The 15,917-nt window shown below is 72.2% G+C and carries 11 protein-coding genes and 1 pseudogene; all 12 read left to right on the plus strand.

Features of this window, described 5'->3' with window-relative positions; all coding sequences use genetic code 11:
* Window positions 1–259: 259 nt before the first annotated feature.
* Complete coding sequence (locus ABD339_RS01265; protein WP_344561213.1) at window positions 260–1,366, plus strand: methionine ABC transporter ATP-binding protein; 1,107 nt, start codon at window positions 260–262, stop codon at window positions 1,364–1,366.
* Window positions 1,363–2,022: pseudogene (locus tag ABD339_RS01270) on the plus strand (methionine ABC transporter permease); the annotation flags it as partial. The gene ABD339_RS01265 and the pseudogene ABD339_RS01270, both read left to right, overlap by 4 nt.
* Before the next feature lie 27 nt (window positions 2,023–2,049).
* Window positions 2,050–2,886: a MetQ/NlpA family ABC transporter substrate-binding protein gene (locus ABD339_RS01275; RefSeq protein WP_425575858.1), complete on the plus strand. Its 837-nt coding sequence runs from the start codon at window positions 2,050–2,052 to the stop codon at window positions 2,884–2,886.
* Between the two features lie 142 nt (window positions 2,887–3,028).
* Window positions 3,029–3,727: a GNAT family N-acetyltransferase gene (locus tag ABD339_RS01280; RefSeq protein ID WP_344561215.1), complete on the plus strand. Its 699-nt coding sequence runs from the start codon at window positions 3,029–3,031 to the stop codon at window positions 3,725–3,727.
* A 277-nt stretch (window positions 3,728–4,004) separates the two neighbouring features.
* Window positions 4,005–5,246 (plus strand): precorrin-6y C5,15-methyltransferase (decarboxylating) subunit CbiE, encoded by a 1,242-nt coding sequence (gene cbiE / locus ABD339_RS01285; RefSeq protein ID WP_344561216.1) that lies wholly within the window; start codon window positions 4,005–4,007, stop codon window positions 5,244–5,246.
* Between the two features lie 268 nt (window positions 5,247–5,514).
* Window positions 5,515–10,017: a nicotinate-nucleotide--dimethylbenzimidazole phosphoribosyltransferase gene (cobT, locus tag ABD339_RS01290; protein WP_344561217.1), complete on the plus strand. Its 4,503-nt coding sequence runs from the start codon at window positions 5,515–5,517 to the stop codon at window positions 10,015–10,017.
* Window positions 10,018–10,532: 515 nt separating this feature from the next.
* Window positions 10,533–11,822, plus strand: a complete 1,290-nt coding sequence (gene cobA / locus ABD339_RS01295) for a uroporphyrinogen-III C-methyltransferase (RefSeq protein WP_344561218.1) — start codon at window positions 10,533–10,535, stop codon at window positions 11,820–11,822.
* A gap of 43 nt (window positions 11,823–11,865) precedes the next feature.
* On the plus strand, window positions 11,866–12,711 hold the full coding sequence (locus ABD339_RS01300; protein ID WP_344561220.1) for a TrmH family RNA methyltransferase: 846 nt from the start codon (window positions 11,866–11,868) through the stop codon (window positions 12,709–12,711).
* 378 nt (window positions 12,712–13,089) lie between these two features.
* Window positions 13,090–13,476, plus strand: coding sequence for a cytochrome P450 (locus ABD339_RS01305; RefSeq protein ID WP_344561222.1), 387 nt, complete (start codon window positions 13,090–13,092; stop codon window positions 13,474–13,476).
* Between the two features lie 229 nt (window positions 13,477–13,705).
* A complete protein-coding gene (locus ABD339_RS01310) occupies window positions 13,706–14,344 on the plus strand; it encodes a GNAT family N-acetyltransferase (RefSeq protein ID WP_344561224.1) in 639 nt (212 codons plus the stop codon).
* A 158-nt stretch (window positions 14,345–14,502) separates the two neighbouring features.
* On the plus strand, window positions 14,503–15,072 hold the full coding sequence (locus ABD339_RS33675) for an IS701 family transposase (protein ID WP_425575849.1): 570 nt from the start codon (window positions 14,503–14,505) through the stop codon (window positions 15,070–15,072).
* Entirely contained in the window at window positions 15,038–15,766 is a 729-nt protein-coding gene (locus ABD339_RS33680) for an IS701 family transposase (protein ID WP_425575859.1), read from the plus strand. The genes ABD339_RS33675 and ABD339_RS33680 overlap by 35 nt, the downstream gene beginning before the upstream one ends.
* Window positions 15,767–15,917 lie beyond the last annotated feature (151 nt).

Below are 15,917 nucleotides of genomic sequence, written 5' to 3' on the forward strand. Positions count from 1 at the left end.
CGCGTACCGCGCGGCGAATGTGTGCCCGCTGAGGGCCCCCGCCTGAGCTGACCGAGGCGACTCGCGCCCCGAAGCGAGTCAGCGCCCGCGCACTCCGCACCGTCCCGGAGCCGATCCCGCCGCCACTGGCGGCAGCCCCCGACCCCACCGCACCACGGGGCCGTGTGGCCGCGCTCCGCGCCTCTCGCGGAGTCCCGCGACACCGCGCACCTCATGAGCTACGTAAGCGCTCATCCCACCAACACCCACGGATGTTCCTGTGATCACGACCAAGGACCTGACGAAGGTCTATCGCACCCGGGACCGGGAAGTCACCGCGCTGGACGGCGTCGATCTGCACGTCCGCGACGGTGAGGTCTTCGGCGTCGTCGGCCAGAGCGGTGCCGGCAAGTCCTCCCTCATCCGCTGCGTGAACCTGCTGGAGCGTCCCACCGCAGGCACCGTCACCGTGGACGGCCAGGAGCTGACGGCCCTCACCGGCAACAGCAAGCGCGCCGGCAAGGAACTGCGCCGGGCCCGCGGCCGTATCGGCATGGTCTTCCAGCACTTCAACCTGCTCTCCTCGCGCACCGTCCTCGGCAACGTCGAACTGCCGCTGGAGATCCTCGGCCACTCCGGCCAGGAGCGCACCCGCAAGGCCAGGGAACTGCTCGACCTCGTCGGCCTCGCCGAGAAAGCGGGCAGCTACCCCGCGCAGCTCTCCGGCGGGCAGAAGCAGCGCGTCGGCATCGCCCGCGCGCTGGCCGGTGACCCCAAGGTGCTGCTGTCCGACGAGGCGACCTCGGCGCTCGACCCCGAGACCACCCGCTCCGTCCTCCAGCTGTTGCGCGACCTGAACCGGCAACTCGGCCTGACCGTGCTGCTGATCACGCACGAGATGGAGGTCGTGAAGGCCGTGTGCGACTCGGCGGCCCTGATGAAGGGCGGCCGGATCACCGAGTCCGGCACCGTTCCCGAGCTGCTGGCCACGCCCGGCTCGGAGCTGGCCCGCGAGCTGTTCCCGGTCGGCGGGGTGCCCTCGGCGCCCGGCCGTACTGTCGTGGACGTCACCTTCCACGGCGAGACCACCACCGAGCCGGTGATCTCCAAGCTGTCGCGGACCTACAACGTGGACATCTCCATCCTCGGCGCCGCCATGGACACCGTCGCCGGCAAGCAGGTCGGCCGGATGCGCATCGAGCTGCCCGGCAGCTTCGAGGACAACGTCGTACCGATCGGATTCCTGCGCGAGCAGGGCCTGACCGTCGAGGTGGCCGCCGTCGCCACGCCCGCCGCCGGCGCCGCGTCCGAAGCGGGGAGCCGCGCCTCGGGCGCCGCGAGCCCCGATGAGGACGAGGCCGCACGAGCCGAGGAGAGTGCCAAGTGAGCTGGTCCGAAATACAGCCGCTGCTGTCCCAGGGATTCTGGGACACGCTCTACATGGTCGGCTGGTCCACGCTGATCGCCCTGATCGGCGGCCTGCCCATCGGTGTGCTGCTGGTGCTCACCGACAAGGGCGGCATGCTCCAGAACACGGTCGTCAACAAGGCCGTCAGCGCGATCGTGAACGTCGGCAGATCGCTGCCGTTCATCATCTTGCTGATCGCGCTGATCCCCTTCACCCGCGTCGTCGTCGGCAGCTTCATCGGCCCGACGGCCGCGATCGTCCCCCTCGCCATCGGGGCGATCCCGTTCTTCGCGCGGCTGGTGGAGACCGCGGTCCGCGAGGTGGACAAGGGCCTGGTCGAGGCAGTGCAGGCAATGGGAGGCGGCACCCCCACCGTCGTCTTCAAGGCCCTGCTGCCGCAGGCGCTGCCCTCCCTGGTGGCCGGTCTGACCACGACCGTCATCGTGCTGATCGGGTACTCGGCGATGGCCGGGACCGTCGGTGGCGGCGGCCTGGGCTCGGTCGCGGTGCAGTACGGCTACCAGCGCTTCGAGACCAGCGTGATGGTCGCCACCGTGGTCGCCCTGATCGTCATCGTCACCGCGGTGCAGCTCATCGGTGACGCCCTCGTCCGCGGCCTGGCCGCACACCGGGGCGGCGGCGCCGACGGCGCGGGCCGGCCCCTGGCGCGCCTGGGCAGGCCCCGCACCGTGGCCGTCGCCGTGGCGGTCGTCGTCCCGCTCGCGCTGATCGGCTACGGGCTCGGCTCGGGCGGCGACGACAAGCAGACCCTCAAGGTCGCCGCCTCGCCCACCCCGCACGGCGAGATCCTGGACTACGTGCAAAAGCACCTCGCCGCGAAGGAGGGACTCAAGCTGGAGGTGCGGAAGTTCAACGACTACGTCATCCCCAACACCGCCACCGAGAGCGGCGAGGTGGACGCGAACTTCTTCCAGCACAAGCCCTACCTCGACGACTTCAACAAGAAGAAGAACACCCACATCAAGCCCGTGGTCAACGTCGAGCTGGAGCCGCTGGGCCTCTACTCCAAGAAGGCCAAGAGCCTCAAGGACCTCACCGCGGGCAAGACCGTGGCGCTGCCCAACGACAGCACCAACGAGGGCCGGGCCCTGCACCTGCTGGCCGACAACGGCGTGATCGACCTCAAGTCGGGCGCCGGTGCCGAGGCCACGCTCGGCGACGTATCCGACACCAAGGGCCTGAAGTTCAAGGAACTGGAAGCCGCTTCCGTGCCCCGCGCGCTCGGTGACGTGGACGCGGCGGTGATCAACGGCAACTACGCGGTGGACACCGGCCTGAACCCTTCGAAGGACGCGCTGGTCGCGGAGAAGGTCAAGGGCAACCCCTACGCCAACTTCCTCGCGGTCAAGGACGGCAACCAGGACGACCCCCGCATCGAGAAGCTGGCCAAACTCCTGAACTCCGACCAGGTCAGGACATTCATCGAGCACAAGTACAAGGGGGGCATCGAACCCGCCTTCGGGCCTGTGGGATCGTGAACCCCAGGACCTGAACCGGGGAAGTCCCCGTATCGACAAGTCTCTTGAACGGCGCCGGGCACCCTCACCAAGAGGGGCCCGGCGCTGCACATCCTGGTGCCGATGCTGCATGCTGTGCACCCCGACGTGTATGGAGCGGCGCATGACCTCGACCTTCCCGGACATCTCGATCAGCACGGACCGGCTCGTGCTGCGCCCGTTCGAGGAAGAGGACATCCCTGCACTCACGGAGATGATGGCCGACGACCAGATCACCGCCTGGATGGCGCAGCCCCTGCCCTACACCGAGGCCGAGGCCAGGCACTTCATCACCCGCCGCGCCCCCGCACTGCGCAGCAGCGGCCAGGGCATCGTCTTCGCCGTCACGGAGTTCCTCACCCAGCGCCTCGTGGGCATCGTCGCGCTGCACGGCACCGACTGGCGCGTCCTGTCGGCGGAGGCCACCTACGCCACCGCCTCCTGGGCACGCGGTGAGGGCTACGCCTCGGAGTCCCTGCTCGCGCTCGCCCAGTGGCTCTTCCAGGACCAGAAGTTCGAGCGACTGGAGCTGCGCACGGCCGCCGACAACACCGCGGCCCAGCAGGTCACCCAGAAGCTCGGCTGCATCAGCGAAGGCGTCCTGCGCAACGCGTGGATAGCGCGTACCCGCACCGAGGGCTGGGGAGCCCCCCGGCCGGAGGCGAGCCTTCGGGCCGGCGCGCCCCCGGAGGGCGGGTGGACCGAGATCCGCACCGACCTCATCGTCTGGAGCCTGCTGCCCGAGGATCTCGACGGCGCCTTCGAGCAGTTGGCCGAGACCGGCGGCTACGCCCCCTACCCCGACTGGGCCCAGCACAACTGAGGCGGGTGCCGCCGCGCGCAGGCGTTCCGTACCGGGCGGCCCGTACGCGGCTGCTCCCTGCTCGGGCGTTCCGTACACGGCATTTTCCGTACGCGGGCGTTCCGTACGGGGGTGTCGCCCGGCCGGGCTCTCCCGGGGGCCGCCGGCCCCCGCAGGACCACCCGCTCGGTGTGACCGCACGGATACCCCGGGTACCGGAGGACCGCGTGCCGCGACAGGGAGTACTCTCAGTGGGCCCGACCTGCGATGAGCCCAGACCAGCCAGGAGACAGCACCCATGGCCGACCGCGTCACCGTGATCGGGTGGGACGGCTCGCCGCTGACCGACGCCGCCCGCTCGGCTCTCGCCGCGGCCACGCTCGTCGCCGGGGCCGCACACCATCTGGCCTTGCCCGAGGTGCCGCCGCACGCCGAACGCATCCGGCTCGGCAGCGCCTCACTCGCGGCCCGCCGCATCGCACGGCACCGGGGCTCCGCTGTCGTCCTCGCCGACGGCGACCCCGGCTTCTTCGGCGTCGTACGCACCCTCCGCGCGCCCGAACACGGCCTGGAGGTCGAGGTCGTCCCCGCCGTCTCCTCCGTCGCCGCCGCCTTCGCGCGCGCCGGAATGCCCTGGGACGACGCCCAGCTCGTGGTCGCGCACTCGCGCACGCTGCGCCGCGCGGTGAACGTCTGCCGCGCTCACAAGAAGGTCGCCGTCCTCACCTCGCCGGGCGCGGGACCGGCCGAACTCGCGCTGCTGCTCACCGGGGTCCACCGCACCTTCGTCATCTGCGAGGCCCTCGGCACGGAGCGCGAGGAGATCACCGTCCTCACCTCCGACAAGGTCGCCGACCACACCTGGCGCGACCCCAACGTCGTCATCGTCGTCGGCGGTACCGGCGCCGGGGCCGACACCGGCACCACGCAGGGCAGCGGCTGGCTCGCCGGGCTCGATGTCGGATACCCGCCCGCCGTACGGGGCTGGGCCCTGCCGGTGGCCGAGTACGCCGGCCGGCCCGCCGACGGCGCGCCCGGCGCCAGGGCGGGCGAGTCCGTCCAGCTGCGCGCCGCCCAACTCGCCAGGCTGGGACCGCGCATCGGCGATCTCGTATGGGACATCGGGTCCGGCAGCGGGGCCCTGTCCGTGGAGGCCGCCCGCTTCGGCGCCGCCGTGATCGCCGTCGATGCCGACGCGGACGCCTGCGCCCGCACCTACGCGGCGGCCCGGCGCTTCGGCGTCCAACTGGAGACGGTGCACGGGATCGCGCCACACGTGCTGGAGGACCTTCCGGAGCCCGATGTGGTGCGTGTCGGCGGCGGGGGAGTGGCCACGGTCACCGCCGTCGCCGACCGCCGCCCCGCCCGCATCGTCACGCACGCGGCCACCCGGGACGAGGCCGAGGCGTTCGGCAGGGCGCTCGCGGAGGGCGGTTACGCCGTGGAGTGCGCACTGCTCCAGTCGGTGGAGCTGGACACCGGGGACTGGGCGGAAACCGAACGGGCCGTTGTGTTCCTGCTGTCCGGTGTCCGGATCTGAATCGCTCTTCGCACCACTGTGATTCGCTGCGTGACGAACCCCGACGAAGTGCGGTTTCTCTCCCACCCATGGCCAGCGGGACACTCTGTGCCCGGTAGGCTGATGGACTGTTGTGCCACCGTTCGGGGTTGACGGTTCGTCCGTCATTGTCCGAATGGTGTAGGCGGAGGCACGTGCCGCACCGAGTGCGTGCTCGTTCTTCATCTACGGGGCGCGGCGGTCCGTCCGCCGGGTTGGAAGGAGCACTAGCGATGGGCGAGGGGAACGCATGACTGACACCGGTCAGGTCCCGGGAGAGGGGCTGCCGGAGAACGCAGGCGGGCAGCAGCAGGAGGGACAGCCGGGCGTTCCGGCCTCCGGCACCTACACCTTCGCCGACCCGGCCGACGGCATCGGCGGCGCAGCCCCCGCACCCTCCGCCCACGAATCCCCACTCGCCCAGCAGGACGACGAAGACCTGCTGCTGATGCCGGGCGCCCAGGGCGCCTGGAGCGAGCAGCAGGTGGTGCAGGGCCAGCCGGCCCCCGGCGGGCCCCAGCAACAGGTGCGGCAGCCGCAGTCCCCCGGGCCGGGGTACGCGGAACAGCAGTCGGTGTACGGCGATCCGCAGCAGGTGTCGCAGGCCGCTGCCGGACCTGAGTTCGCGGGCGGAGCGCAGCCGGATGCTTACGCGCACGACCCGCAGGCCCAGGCCGCGGCTGCTGCCCACGAATACGCACAGGCGGCAGCGCAGGCGCAGGCCCAGCCGCAGGGTTCCGCCCAGCAGCCGCTCCACGAAGGGCAGTTCCCGCAGGAGGTGCCGCACGCCCCTGGCGCCCAGGCCCCGGGCGCGGAGTACGCGCAGGGCGACTCGGGCTCCACCGACCCCGGTGCCGCCCACCCGTCCCAACAGCCGCAGCCGGCCCAGGCGTCCACGCACAGCCCGCCCGCACCGGCTCCGTCCACGCAGGGCCCGCCCTCGCAGAGCAGTACGCCCAGCCACGGGACGCGGCGCCCCCTCCACCTGGGCCCGCCCGTGCCGGAGCAGTCCGGCACCGTGCGCCCGCTCTCCGACCGGGGGCCCGCGCCCGTCCCCGCCGCGCAGCCCGCGCCTGCCGCCGCCCCTGCCCCTGCCCCTGCTGCGGCCCAGCTCCAGCCCCAGTCGGATGAGGCGCCCCAGGAGGCCGAGGGCCAGGCTCCGGGAGACCAGGGACAGCAGCAGGACAAGGCGCAGCAGCAGGGCCAGGCGCCCGCGGCGGATGAGCAGCAGGCCGCCCCGGCAGAACAGCCGCCCGTGGAACCACAGATGACAGCACCCGCCGTCACGGACCCGCAGCCGGCCGACCCGCAGCCGGCCGACCCGCAGTCGGCGGGCCAGGAGCCGGTGGGCCAGGAACGGCAGCAGGCTCCGCAGGCCCAGCCGGCTCAAGGCGACGGCGCAGCTCAGGGCCAGGACCAAGTTCCGTCGGCCGAACGGACGCAGCAGGTCCCCTCGGCCGAAAGCGCCGAGCAGGGCGCGCAGTCGGCGGAACCGGAATACCTCGACGTACCGCATCCCGGCACATCGAACACAGCGAGCGCATCGGCGGCGGAGGAGCCGCTGCCGGGCCCCCAGCTCGGTGAACTCCCGCCGCAGCGCGACCCCTGGACGGCTCAGCAGCCGACCGTTTCCCAGGACGCGGCGGCTGTGGCCGAGGCCGGTCAGGGCGCGGCAGAAACGGTCGCTCCCGCGCAGACCTCGGCCGGGGACATCCCGTCCGCCGAGGGCGCTCCGGGAGCCGAGGGCGCTCCGGAAACCGGAAGCGACTCGGAAGTCGTCAGCGTCCAGGAAGCCTTGGCCGTCCAGGAGGCAGCAGCCGCCTCCGAGGCGACGGAATCGACTCAGTCCGCGCAAGCCGCGCCGACCACCCAGGTCCCGCAGGGTGCGGAGGCGGACGCGGACGCGCAGACGGCTATGGAAGCCGCGCAGTCCGCACAGCCGTCCGAGCCGGCCGAGGAGCCCGTGCGCAACGGTCCCATCGAGGTCTCCGCGACCGGCGAAGCCGTTCCCCGGGAAGCCCGTGAAGCGCAGGAGCAGCAGGAATCGCCTGAAGGCCAGAAAGCTCAAGAGCCCCAGCCCCAGCCCCAGCCCCAGCCCCAGGACGTCGCTGCCCCGCCTCACGACACGGTGCCCGGGCCGCGCCAGGAGTCCCAGCCGCAGGCCCTCCCGACGGTGCCCGCTCAGGCGGGCGAGCCCGAGTCGCGTACGGACGCGGCCGTACCCGCCTCGGCCGCGCCTCCCATAAACCAGGAAGCGGACCAGCCGAAGCCCCAGCAGGACACCGCACCCGGCACCGAGGCGGGTGCGGGAGCCGCCGAGCCCGCTGCCGGGCCCGAGGCCCACATCCCTGAGCAGGCGACAGCCTCCGCTTCGCCTGCCGGCCAGTCGGCCCCGTCAGGCGAGACGACCCAGACGCCTCACCAGGCGGCGCCCGCGCCCGACGCCGAACCCGAGCCCGGCCCCGAGGCGACGACCACGACGGACACAGACACAGACACAGACACAGATACAGGCACCGACACGGACACGGACACGGACACGGCTGCAGCCTCCCCGGGCGCCTCGGACGCCCCCGAGACTGCCGCAACCGAGGAATCAGCCCCGGCCGGGACAGCGGAGGCAACACCCCAGGCCGACGAGCCCCCTCCGGCCGACAACGCAGCCCCGGACACCGGATTCTCGGACGCCGCACCCTCGGACACCGCGTCCCCGGGCGCCGCAGCCGAGACCGACACCGGTACGGAAGCCGCAGCCGACGGCGAATCGGCGGCCTCCCCCGGGGACGAGGGCGTCGCCGCAGCCGAACCCGAAGCGGTCACCGCGGCAGCGGAGCAGGACCCGGACATGCCCCCGGCTCAGCAAGGCAGCCACGCCGATGCGCCGCAGCGAGCAGGGACGGCGCAGGAAGCTCCGGCGGCAGAAGAGGAAGCGGAGCAGGAAGCTCCGGCAGTCCGGGAATCGGGGCCGCAGGATCCGGAGACCGCGCAGTCGCCTCCGTCACCCGAGCCCCCGGTGGGCGAGCCCGCACCCGGGTTCGCCGAGGCCGAGCGCGAAGCCGTACACCGGCTCATGCGCGAGCGCCGCGACATCCGCAACGGCTTCCGCTCCGACCCGATCCCGCACGAGGTGCTGCTCCGCGTCCTCGAAGCGGCCCACACGGCGCCCAGCGTCGGCCACTCACAGCCGTGGGACTTCGTGGTCATCCGCTCCGAGGAGACCCGCCGCACCATGCACGAGCTGGCCCAGCGCCAGCGGGAGGCGTACGCCAAGTCCCTGCCCAAGGCGCGTGCGAAGCAGTTCAAGGAACTGAAGATCGAGGCCATCCTCGATACGCCGGTCAACATCGTCGTCACCGCCGACCCGACGCGCGGCGGACGGCACACTCTCGGCCGCCAGACCCAGCCGCAGATGGCGCCGTACTCCTCGGCGCTCGCCGTGGAGAACCTCTGGCTCGCCGCACGTGCCGAGGGCCTGGGTGTGGGCTGGGTCAGCTTCTTCGACGAGCGTGAGATGGTGCGGACGCTGGAGCTGCCCGAGCATCTTGAGGTCGTGGCGTATCTCTGCGTCGGGTACGTGGACGAATTCCCGGACGAGCCCGAGCTGATGCAGGCCGGCTGGTCCAAACGCCGTCCGCTGTCGTGGGTCGTCCACGAGGAGTCCTACGGCCGTCGTGCGCTGCCCGGTGCCGAACCGCACGGCATGCTCGCCGAGACCCTCGGCGGAATCCGCCCCCTGGACGCCAAGGCGCTCGGCGAGGCGTGGGAGCGGCAGAAGCGGATGACCAAGCCGTCCGGCGCTCTCGGGATGCTGGAGATCATCTCCGCCCAGTTGTGCGGGCTGTCCCGCAAGTGCCCGCCCCCTGTGCCCGAACCAGCCGCCGTCGCGGTCTTCGCGGGCGACCACGGCGTGCACGCCCAAGGCGTCACCCCGTGGCCGCAGGAGGTCACCGCGCAGATGGTGGCCAACTTCCTGGGCGGCGGCGCCGTATGCAACGCCTTCGCCAACCAGGTGGGGGCCGAGGTGTGTGTCGTCGATGTCGGCGTGGCCGCCGAACTGCCCGCCACCCCTGGCCTGTTGCCCCGCAAGGTGCGCGCCGGGACCGCCGACATGACGGCCGGGCCCGCGCTGACCCGCGAGGAAGTCGAGCGGGCCGTCGAGGTCGGCATCGAGACGGCCCGCGACCTGGTGGCGGCGGGCAACAAGGCGCTCCTCACCGGCGAGATGGGCATTGCCAACACCACCGCCTCCGCGGCCCTCATCGCCGTCTGCACCGGCGCCGACCCGGCCGAGGTCACCGGCCGCGGAACCGGCATCAACGACGAGACCCACGCCCGCAAGGTGGAGGTCGTACGCCGCGCCCTCGAACTGCACCAGCCGGATCCGGCCGACGCTCTCGGCATGCTGAGCGCCTTCGGCGGGCTGGAGCACGCGGCGATGGTCGGCCTCATTCTGGGCGGCGCCTCGCTGCGTACCCCGGTGATCCTGGACGGCGTCAGCGCGGGCGCCGCCGCGCTCGTCGCCCGCTCGCTGGCGCCGGAGTCGCTCGCCGCCTGCATCGCGGGACACCGGAGCGCGGAGCCCGGCCATGTCGCGGCGCTGACCAAACTGGGCCTGCGCCCGCTGGTCGATCTCGACCTGCGCCTGGGCGAGGGCACCGGGGCGCTGCTGGCCCTGCCGATGGTCCAGAGCGCGGCGCGTGCCATGCACGAAGTGGCAACCTTCGACGCGGCGGGTGTCACAGGGAAGAACTGACGCTCACCCGGCCGCCCCCCGCCTCCGCTGGTCGAGACCGGCTCGGGAGGCCAGGCGGCCCGGCCAGGCGGCCGGGCGCTCAGAAGGCCAGGTGCTGCGAGCCAGTCGAGGGCCGCGGGGAGGGGCTGGGGACGGGGAGGACACACTCCGTCCCCAGCCCCAGCCCCAGCCCCAGCCCCAGCCCCAGCCCCAGCCCCAGCCCCAGCCCCGGCCACCAACCCGGGCCGGGGGCCGTCCTCCGGCTCCACCGACCGGCACGGCGCGCCCGTCCCCCGGTCCGGCCGCCTCCCGCTCGCGCCCCGGACGCACGGAAGGGGCCTCGCCACCTCTCCTCCGACCGGCATCGCGAGCCCAAGACGTGCGAGACCGAAACCGACCCGTTCCGTGACCTGCGAAACAGCCCCTGCCGCGGGCCCCGCATAGGCTGTACTCCACCGGCTGTACCCGTCCCCGGCCGCTCCACCGCCGCAGCGGCGTCATCGCGCACCACCCTCCCGACAAGGATGCCGCCCCAGATGCCCGAGACCCCCGCCTACCCCGTCGGACTCCGCCTGGCCGGACGCCGCGTAGTCCTGGCCGGCGGCGGCACCGTCGCCCAGCGCCGCCTGCCCGCGCTGCTCGCGGCGGGCGCGGACGTCACGCTCATCGCTCCCGAGGTCACCCCGTCCGTCGAGGCGATGGCCGAGGCCGGAGAGATCACCTGGGAGCGCAGGACGTACCGCGACGGCGACCTCGCGGCCGCCTGGTACGCGCTCGCCGCGACCGACGAGCCCGCCGTCAACGCCGCCATCGCCGCCGAGGCCGAAACCCGCCGCATCTGGTGCGTACGCACCGACGAGGCCGACGAGGGCAGTGCCTGGACCCCGGCGACCGGCCGTACCGAAGGGGTCACCGTCGCCGTCCTCACCAGCGGCGCCCCCGGTGTGCCGGAGGGCGCGGCCGGCCGTGACCCGCGCCGTGCCGCCGCCGTACGCGACGCCATCGTCGCCGGGCTCAGCGACGGCACCCTGGTCGCCCGCCGCAACCGGCCCCGCGCCCCCGGCGTCGCCCTCGTCGGGGGCGGCCCCGGCGACCCCGACCTGATCACGGTGCGGGGACGCAGGCTGCTGGCCGAGGCCGATGTCGTCGTCGCCGACCGCCTCGGCCCCCGCGACCTGCTGGACGAACTCCCCCCGCACGTCGAGGTCATAGACGCCGCCAAGATCCCCTATGGCCGCGCCATGGCCCAGGAGGCGATCAACGCGGCACTGGTCGCCCACGCGAAGGAGGGCAAGGCCGTCGTGCGCCTCAAGGGCGGCGACCCGTTCGTCTTCGGACGCGGCATGGAGGAGGCCGAGCAGCTCGCGGCGGAGGGCATCGAGGTCACCGTCGTGCCGGGCATCTCCAGCTCCATCAGCGTTCCCGGCGCAGTCGGCATCCCCGTCACCCACCGGGGCGTCGCCCACGAGTTCACCGTCGTCAGCGGCCATGTCGCGCCGGAGGATCCGCGCTCGCTGGTGGACTGGCCCGCGCTCGCCCGGCTGCGCGGCACGCTCGTGCTGCTGATGGCCGTCGAGAACCTCGGCGCCATCGCCGCGGCGCTGCGCGCGCACGGCCGCCCCGACGACACCCCCGTCGCCATGATCCAGGAGGGCACCATGGCGACCGAGCGCCGTGTCGATGCCACCTTGGCGACGGCGGCGGACCGCGCGGCGGCCGAGGGCGTGCGTCCGCCGGCGGTCGTCGTGATCGGCGAGGTGGTCGGCGTCGGCCCGTACGCCCCCGGCGCCCCGGCCGCCTCCCGGGATTCCGGTACGCGTCGGTAACAGCGGATTGGCACTTCGGGCACGACAAGGCAGTATCGGGCGTGTGGCTACCGCATCCTCCCCCGGACTGTCCCCGGAACCCCCGGCCGGCAGGCTCCTGACCGTCGATGATCCCGACGACCCGCGCCTGAGCGACTACACCGGGCTCACCGACGTCGAACTGCGGCGCAAACGCGAACCGGCCGAGGGGCTGTTCATAGCCGAGGGCGAGAAGGTCATCCGCCGTGCCCGGCACGCGGGTTACGAGATGCGCTCGATGCTGCTGTCCGCCAAGTGGATCGACGTCATGCGCGATGTCATCGACGAGGTCCCCGCCCCGGTCTACGCCGTCAGCCCCGAGTTGGCCGAGCGCGTCACCGGATACCACGTGCACCGGGGCGCCCTCGCCTCCATGCAGCGCAAGCCACTGCCGCAGCCGGGCGAACTGCTCACCGCGGCCCGCCGCGTCGTGGTGATGGAATCGGTCAACGACCACACCAACATCGGCGCCATCTTCCGCAGCGCCGCGGCACTCGGTATGGACGCCGTGCTGCTCTCACCGGATTGCGCGGACCCGCTCTACCGCCGCTCGGTGAAGGTCTCCATGGGCGCGGTCTTCGCCGTCCCCTACGCCCGGCTGGAGGACTGGCCGCGCGGCCTGGAGACGGTACGCGACGCGGGCTTCCAACTGCTCGCGCTCACCCCCGACGAGAAGGCCGTACCGATCGACGCCGCCACAGCGGGCACGGTGGGGCGCACGGCGCTGCTGCTGGGCGCCGAGGGCGACGGACTCTCCACCCGCGCACTGCGGGCGGCCGACGACTGGGTCCGCATCCCGATGGCCCACGGCGTCGACTCCCTCAACGTGGGCGCGGCGGCGGCGGTCGCCTTCTACGCGGTGACCCGGTGACCCGGTGACCCGGCCGACCCCGCTCTGAGCCCGCGGCGCGGGAACGTACCGTCTCCGTGACGCACCGTCCCGGTGACCGGTGGCCGGATAGTGACGCAGCGCCGGGCCGACGGCCGCGAGCGCGCGTACGCGGCGTCCGGCGTGCGCCGCCTCGCCCGGACTTTCCCGTACGGGTCCTCGGGGACCGGCCCAGTACCGCAGCGCCCATCGAACGCTGGCCCGCATTCGGTCAGGGTGCTGCCGACGAGGAGATGGCGCCGGCCCTGAACGGACTGTTCAAGCGGGAGCGCTGAGCACCTCGGTGTTCTTGCTGGTGGCCCTGTTGCAGTTGATCGGTTAACGTGACCGGATGGAGTGGCTGCGCATGCACCCCGGGCAATGGAGGACGCGGTGGAGGAGCTGCTGCGCTGCAATCAGTCCATCGGTGACGGACTGCCGAGGGTCGTCACCCGCGACACGGGACTGGGCGGAACAGCCGTCGCCGAAGGCGATCTCGTCTTGGTCGAAGGCGCCGACCACGATCCCGCTGTCTTCCCCGGCCCGCACGAAATGCACCTGATCCGTCGGACGGGCCCGCATTTTGCCTTAGGCGTCGGCAGGCACTACTTCTCAGCCACCTTCCTTGCCTGTACGCACGCAGCCGTCGCTCCGTCGGCCGTCCTGGACCAGACGGCCGACTTACGGCGGCCGAGCCCACCGGAGGAGATCAGCTGGCGCCCGGGGTGGGGCAAGCGCACCGCCGAACGCCTCCCCGCACTGCGGTGACCCCGCGAAGACACCGCCTTCCCGCGCCACACCGCCCGATGCACGCCTCCGGCCCGGCGGTGCAGCTGTCCGGCACGGCGCGGACGGCGACGGACGAGGAGACGGCGCCGGCAGGAGACCGGCCATCCCCCGTACATCCCGGGCCGACCGCGGTATCCACCGCATTGCCGTGCCGGGGCTGCCATCGGGCACAGGACGACATGGGCCGGGCAACCACCAAGGAGAGAAGATGACCTCCGCCTACTGGCCGCTCGCCGACCTGCGCATCCGCTCCGGTCCGCTCGAACTGCGCCCGCCCGTCCCAGCGGAATACGAGGTCCTCGCGGACGCGGCCGCCCGGGAACCACACGCGCACCCACGCATCCCCTTTTTGGAACACACAGCTGACACCCCGCTCCGACGCGGTCGGCGCACGCTGCAGTGGCTGTGGAGTGACCAGGGCACCTGGCGGCCGGACCAGTGGTCTCTCACCCTGGCGGTCTTCGACCAAGGCCAGCTCGTCGGAGTGCAGAACGTCCGCGCGGCAGAATTCGCTCGCACCCGTGAGGTCCGGACCGGAGTGTGGGTCTTCCAGGACAGGCGGGGGCAGGGCATCGGCGCGCACTCGCGGCGCGCCCTGCTTCATCTCATCTTCGACGGACTCGGCGCACGCCGGGCTCAGTACCGTGCGGCGGCCAGCAACCAGGCTTCCCTGGCATTGGCACGCTCGCTCGGTTACGCGGAAGACCTCGCGCCCCTGACCGCCGACGACACCGTCCGCCATTTCTCGCTGACCGCCGACTGCTGGCGCACCCGCACCGATCCCGTGTCCACCCACGTCACGGGGCTTGCCCCGGCCCTGTTCATGTTCGGTATCGGCCACGAATGAGACCGGAGAGCGCCCAAGCCCCAACACAGCGTGCTTAGTACTGCAGCCGGACTTCGGTGTATGTGCTGGTCAACGGTTTGAGCGGGGGGATTGCAGCGGGGTGGTGCTGGGTGCGGGGCGGGTTCGCCCGGCCTGTCCAGCGAGGGAATGGCCCCGCCGTGTGTAGTGACAGCGGCGAGGACAGCCATCGTCAGGTGATCGATGACGTACCTGCCTCCGTGCGGGAACAAGAGCTGGAAGAACTGTTCTTACGGTTCGGACACCGATTTACCCGCGTCGAGCTCAGACGACGGACGCGGGACTGCGTGCGAGGTCTGCTCGGGCCGGTGGGGCGCAAAAACTCCTGGCAACTGGCCGAGTTCGCTGGGCACTCCACTCCTGACGGACTGCAGCACCCCCTGGCGAAGAGCCGCTGGGAAGCCGACGAGATACGCGACGACCTGCAAGGGTACGTCGCTGAACACCTCGGCGCCGACGACGGCATCCTGATCATCGATGGCACCGGCTTCGTCAAGAAGGGCATCACCTCAGCCGGGGTGCAACGGCAGTACACCGGCACCGCCGGCCGCACCGAGAACTGTCAGATCGGAGTCTTCGCCGCCTACCCACCAGCCGCGGCCACGCTCTCGTCGACCGCGAGCTCTACCCCCCAAGTCCTGGACCGACGACCCCGAACGCTGCCGCGCCGCCCGCATCCCCCAACACCGCCGATGCGCGACCAAGAATGAGCTGGCCCGCACCATGGTTCTGCGGGCCCTTGCCCCGCCGCTGCCCGTCGCCTGGGTCGCGGCAGATGCCGCCTACGGGCAGGACTCCCGCTTCCGGCGATTCCTGGAAGACGCCGGACTGCCCTACGTCGTGGCCGTGCCGAAGTCCCAGCAGGTCCACGGCCCCCGCATCGAGCATCTCATCGACCAGGCCCCCGACGAGGCATGGCAGCGGCTCTCCTGCGGCGACGGCGCCAAAGGGCCGCGGCTCTACGACTGGGCTGCCGCCCGCCTGCCGGCGGTCTGGGAGTTCGGTGGCGACCAACCCACCCGGCAGCGCTGGATGCTCGCCCGCCGCAGCATCACCAAGCCCGACGAACTCGCCTACTTCCTCGCATCCGCACCTTGGACGCCACCGTCGCCGATCTCGTGCGGGTCGCTGGATGTCGCTGGAAAATCGAGGAATGCTTCCAGGGCGCCAAGTAAGGAATGCGGCCTGGACCAGTACGAAGTCCGCCGCTACGTCGGCTGGCACCCGCACATCACCCTCGCCATGCTCGCCCACACGCTCCTGGCCGTCACCGCAGCCCAAGAGCGCCAAAAGGGGGAGCCGACCACGACACACCCGACCTCGTGGACCTCACCCCCGCCGAAATCCGCCGTCTACTGGCAACCATCCGCCCGCGTCCTGCTCGACAGGGCAACCACGCGATGAACTGGTCGAGATGGCGCCGACGACACCAGACCCGGGCCCGCCGCTGTCACTGCACACGGCAGGGCCATTCCCTCGCGGGACAGGCCGGGCGAACCCGCCCCGCACCCAGCACCACCCCGCTGCAATCCCCACGCTCAAACCGTTGACCAGC

This window comes from Streptomyces axinellae (genome assembly GCF_039532135.1).
GTDB classification, from domain to species: Bacteria; Actinomycetota; Actinomycetes; order Streptomycetales; family Streptomycetaceae; genus Streptomyces; species Streptomyces axinellae.

Coding starts and splice junctions, on each gene's coding strand:
- ABD339_RS01280 (WP_344561215.1), top strand. CDS start 3,029: ATGACCTCGACCTTCCCGGACATCTCGATCAGCACGGACCGGCTCGTG.
- cbiE (WP_344561216.1), top strand. CDS start 4,005: ATGGCCGACCGCGTCACCGTGATCGGGTGGGACGGCTCGCCGCTGACC.
- cobT (WP_344561217.1), top strand. CDS start 5,515: ATGACTGACACCGGTCAGGTCCCGGGAGAGGGGCTGCCGGAGAACGCA.
- cobA (WP_344561218.1), top strand. CDS start 10,533: ATGCCCGAGACCCCCGCCTACCCCGTCGGACTCCGCCTGGCCGGACGC.
- ABD339_RS01305 (WP_344561222.1), top strand. CDS start 13,090: ATGGAGGACGCGGTGGAGGAGCTGCTGCGCTGCAATCAGTCCATCGGT.
- ABD339_RS01310 (WP_344561224.1), top strand. CDS start 13,706: ATGACCTCCGCCTACTGGCCGCTCGCCGACCTGCGCATCCGCTCCGGT.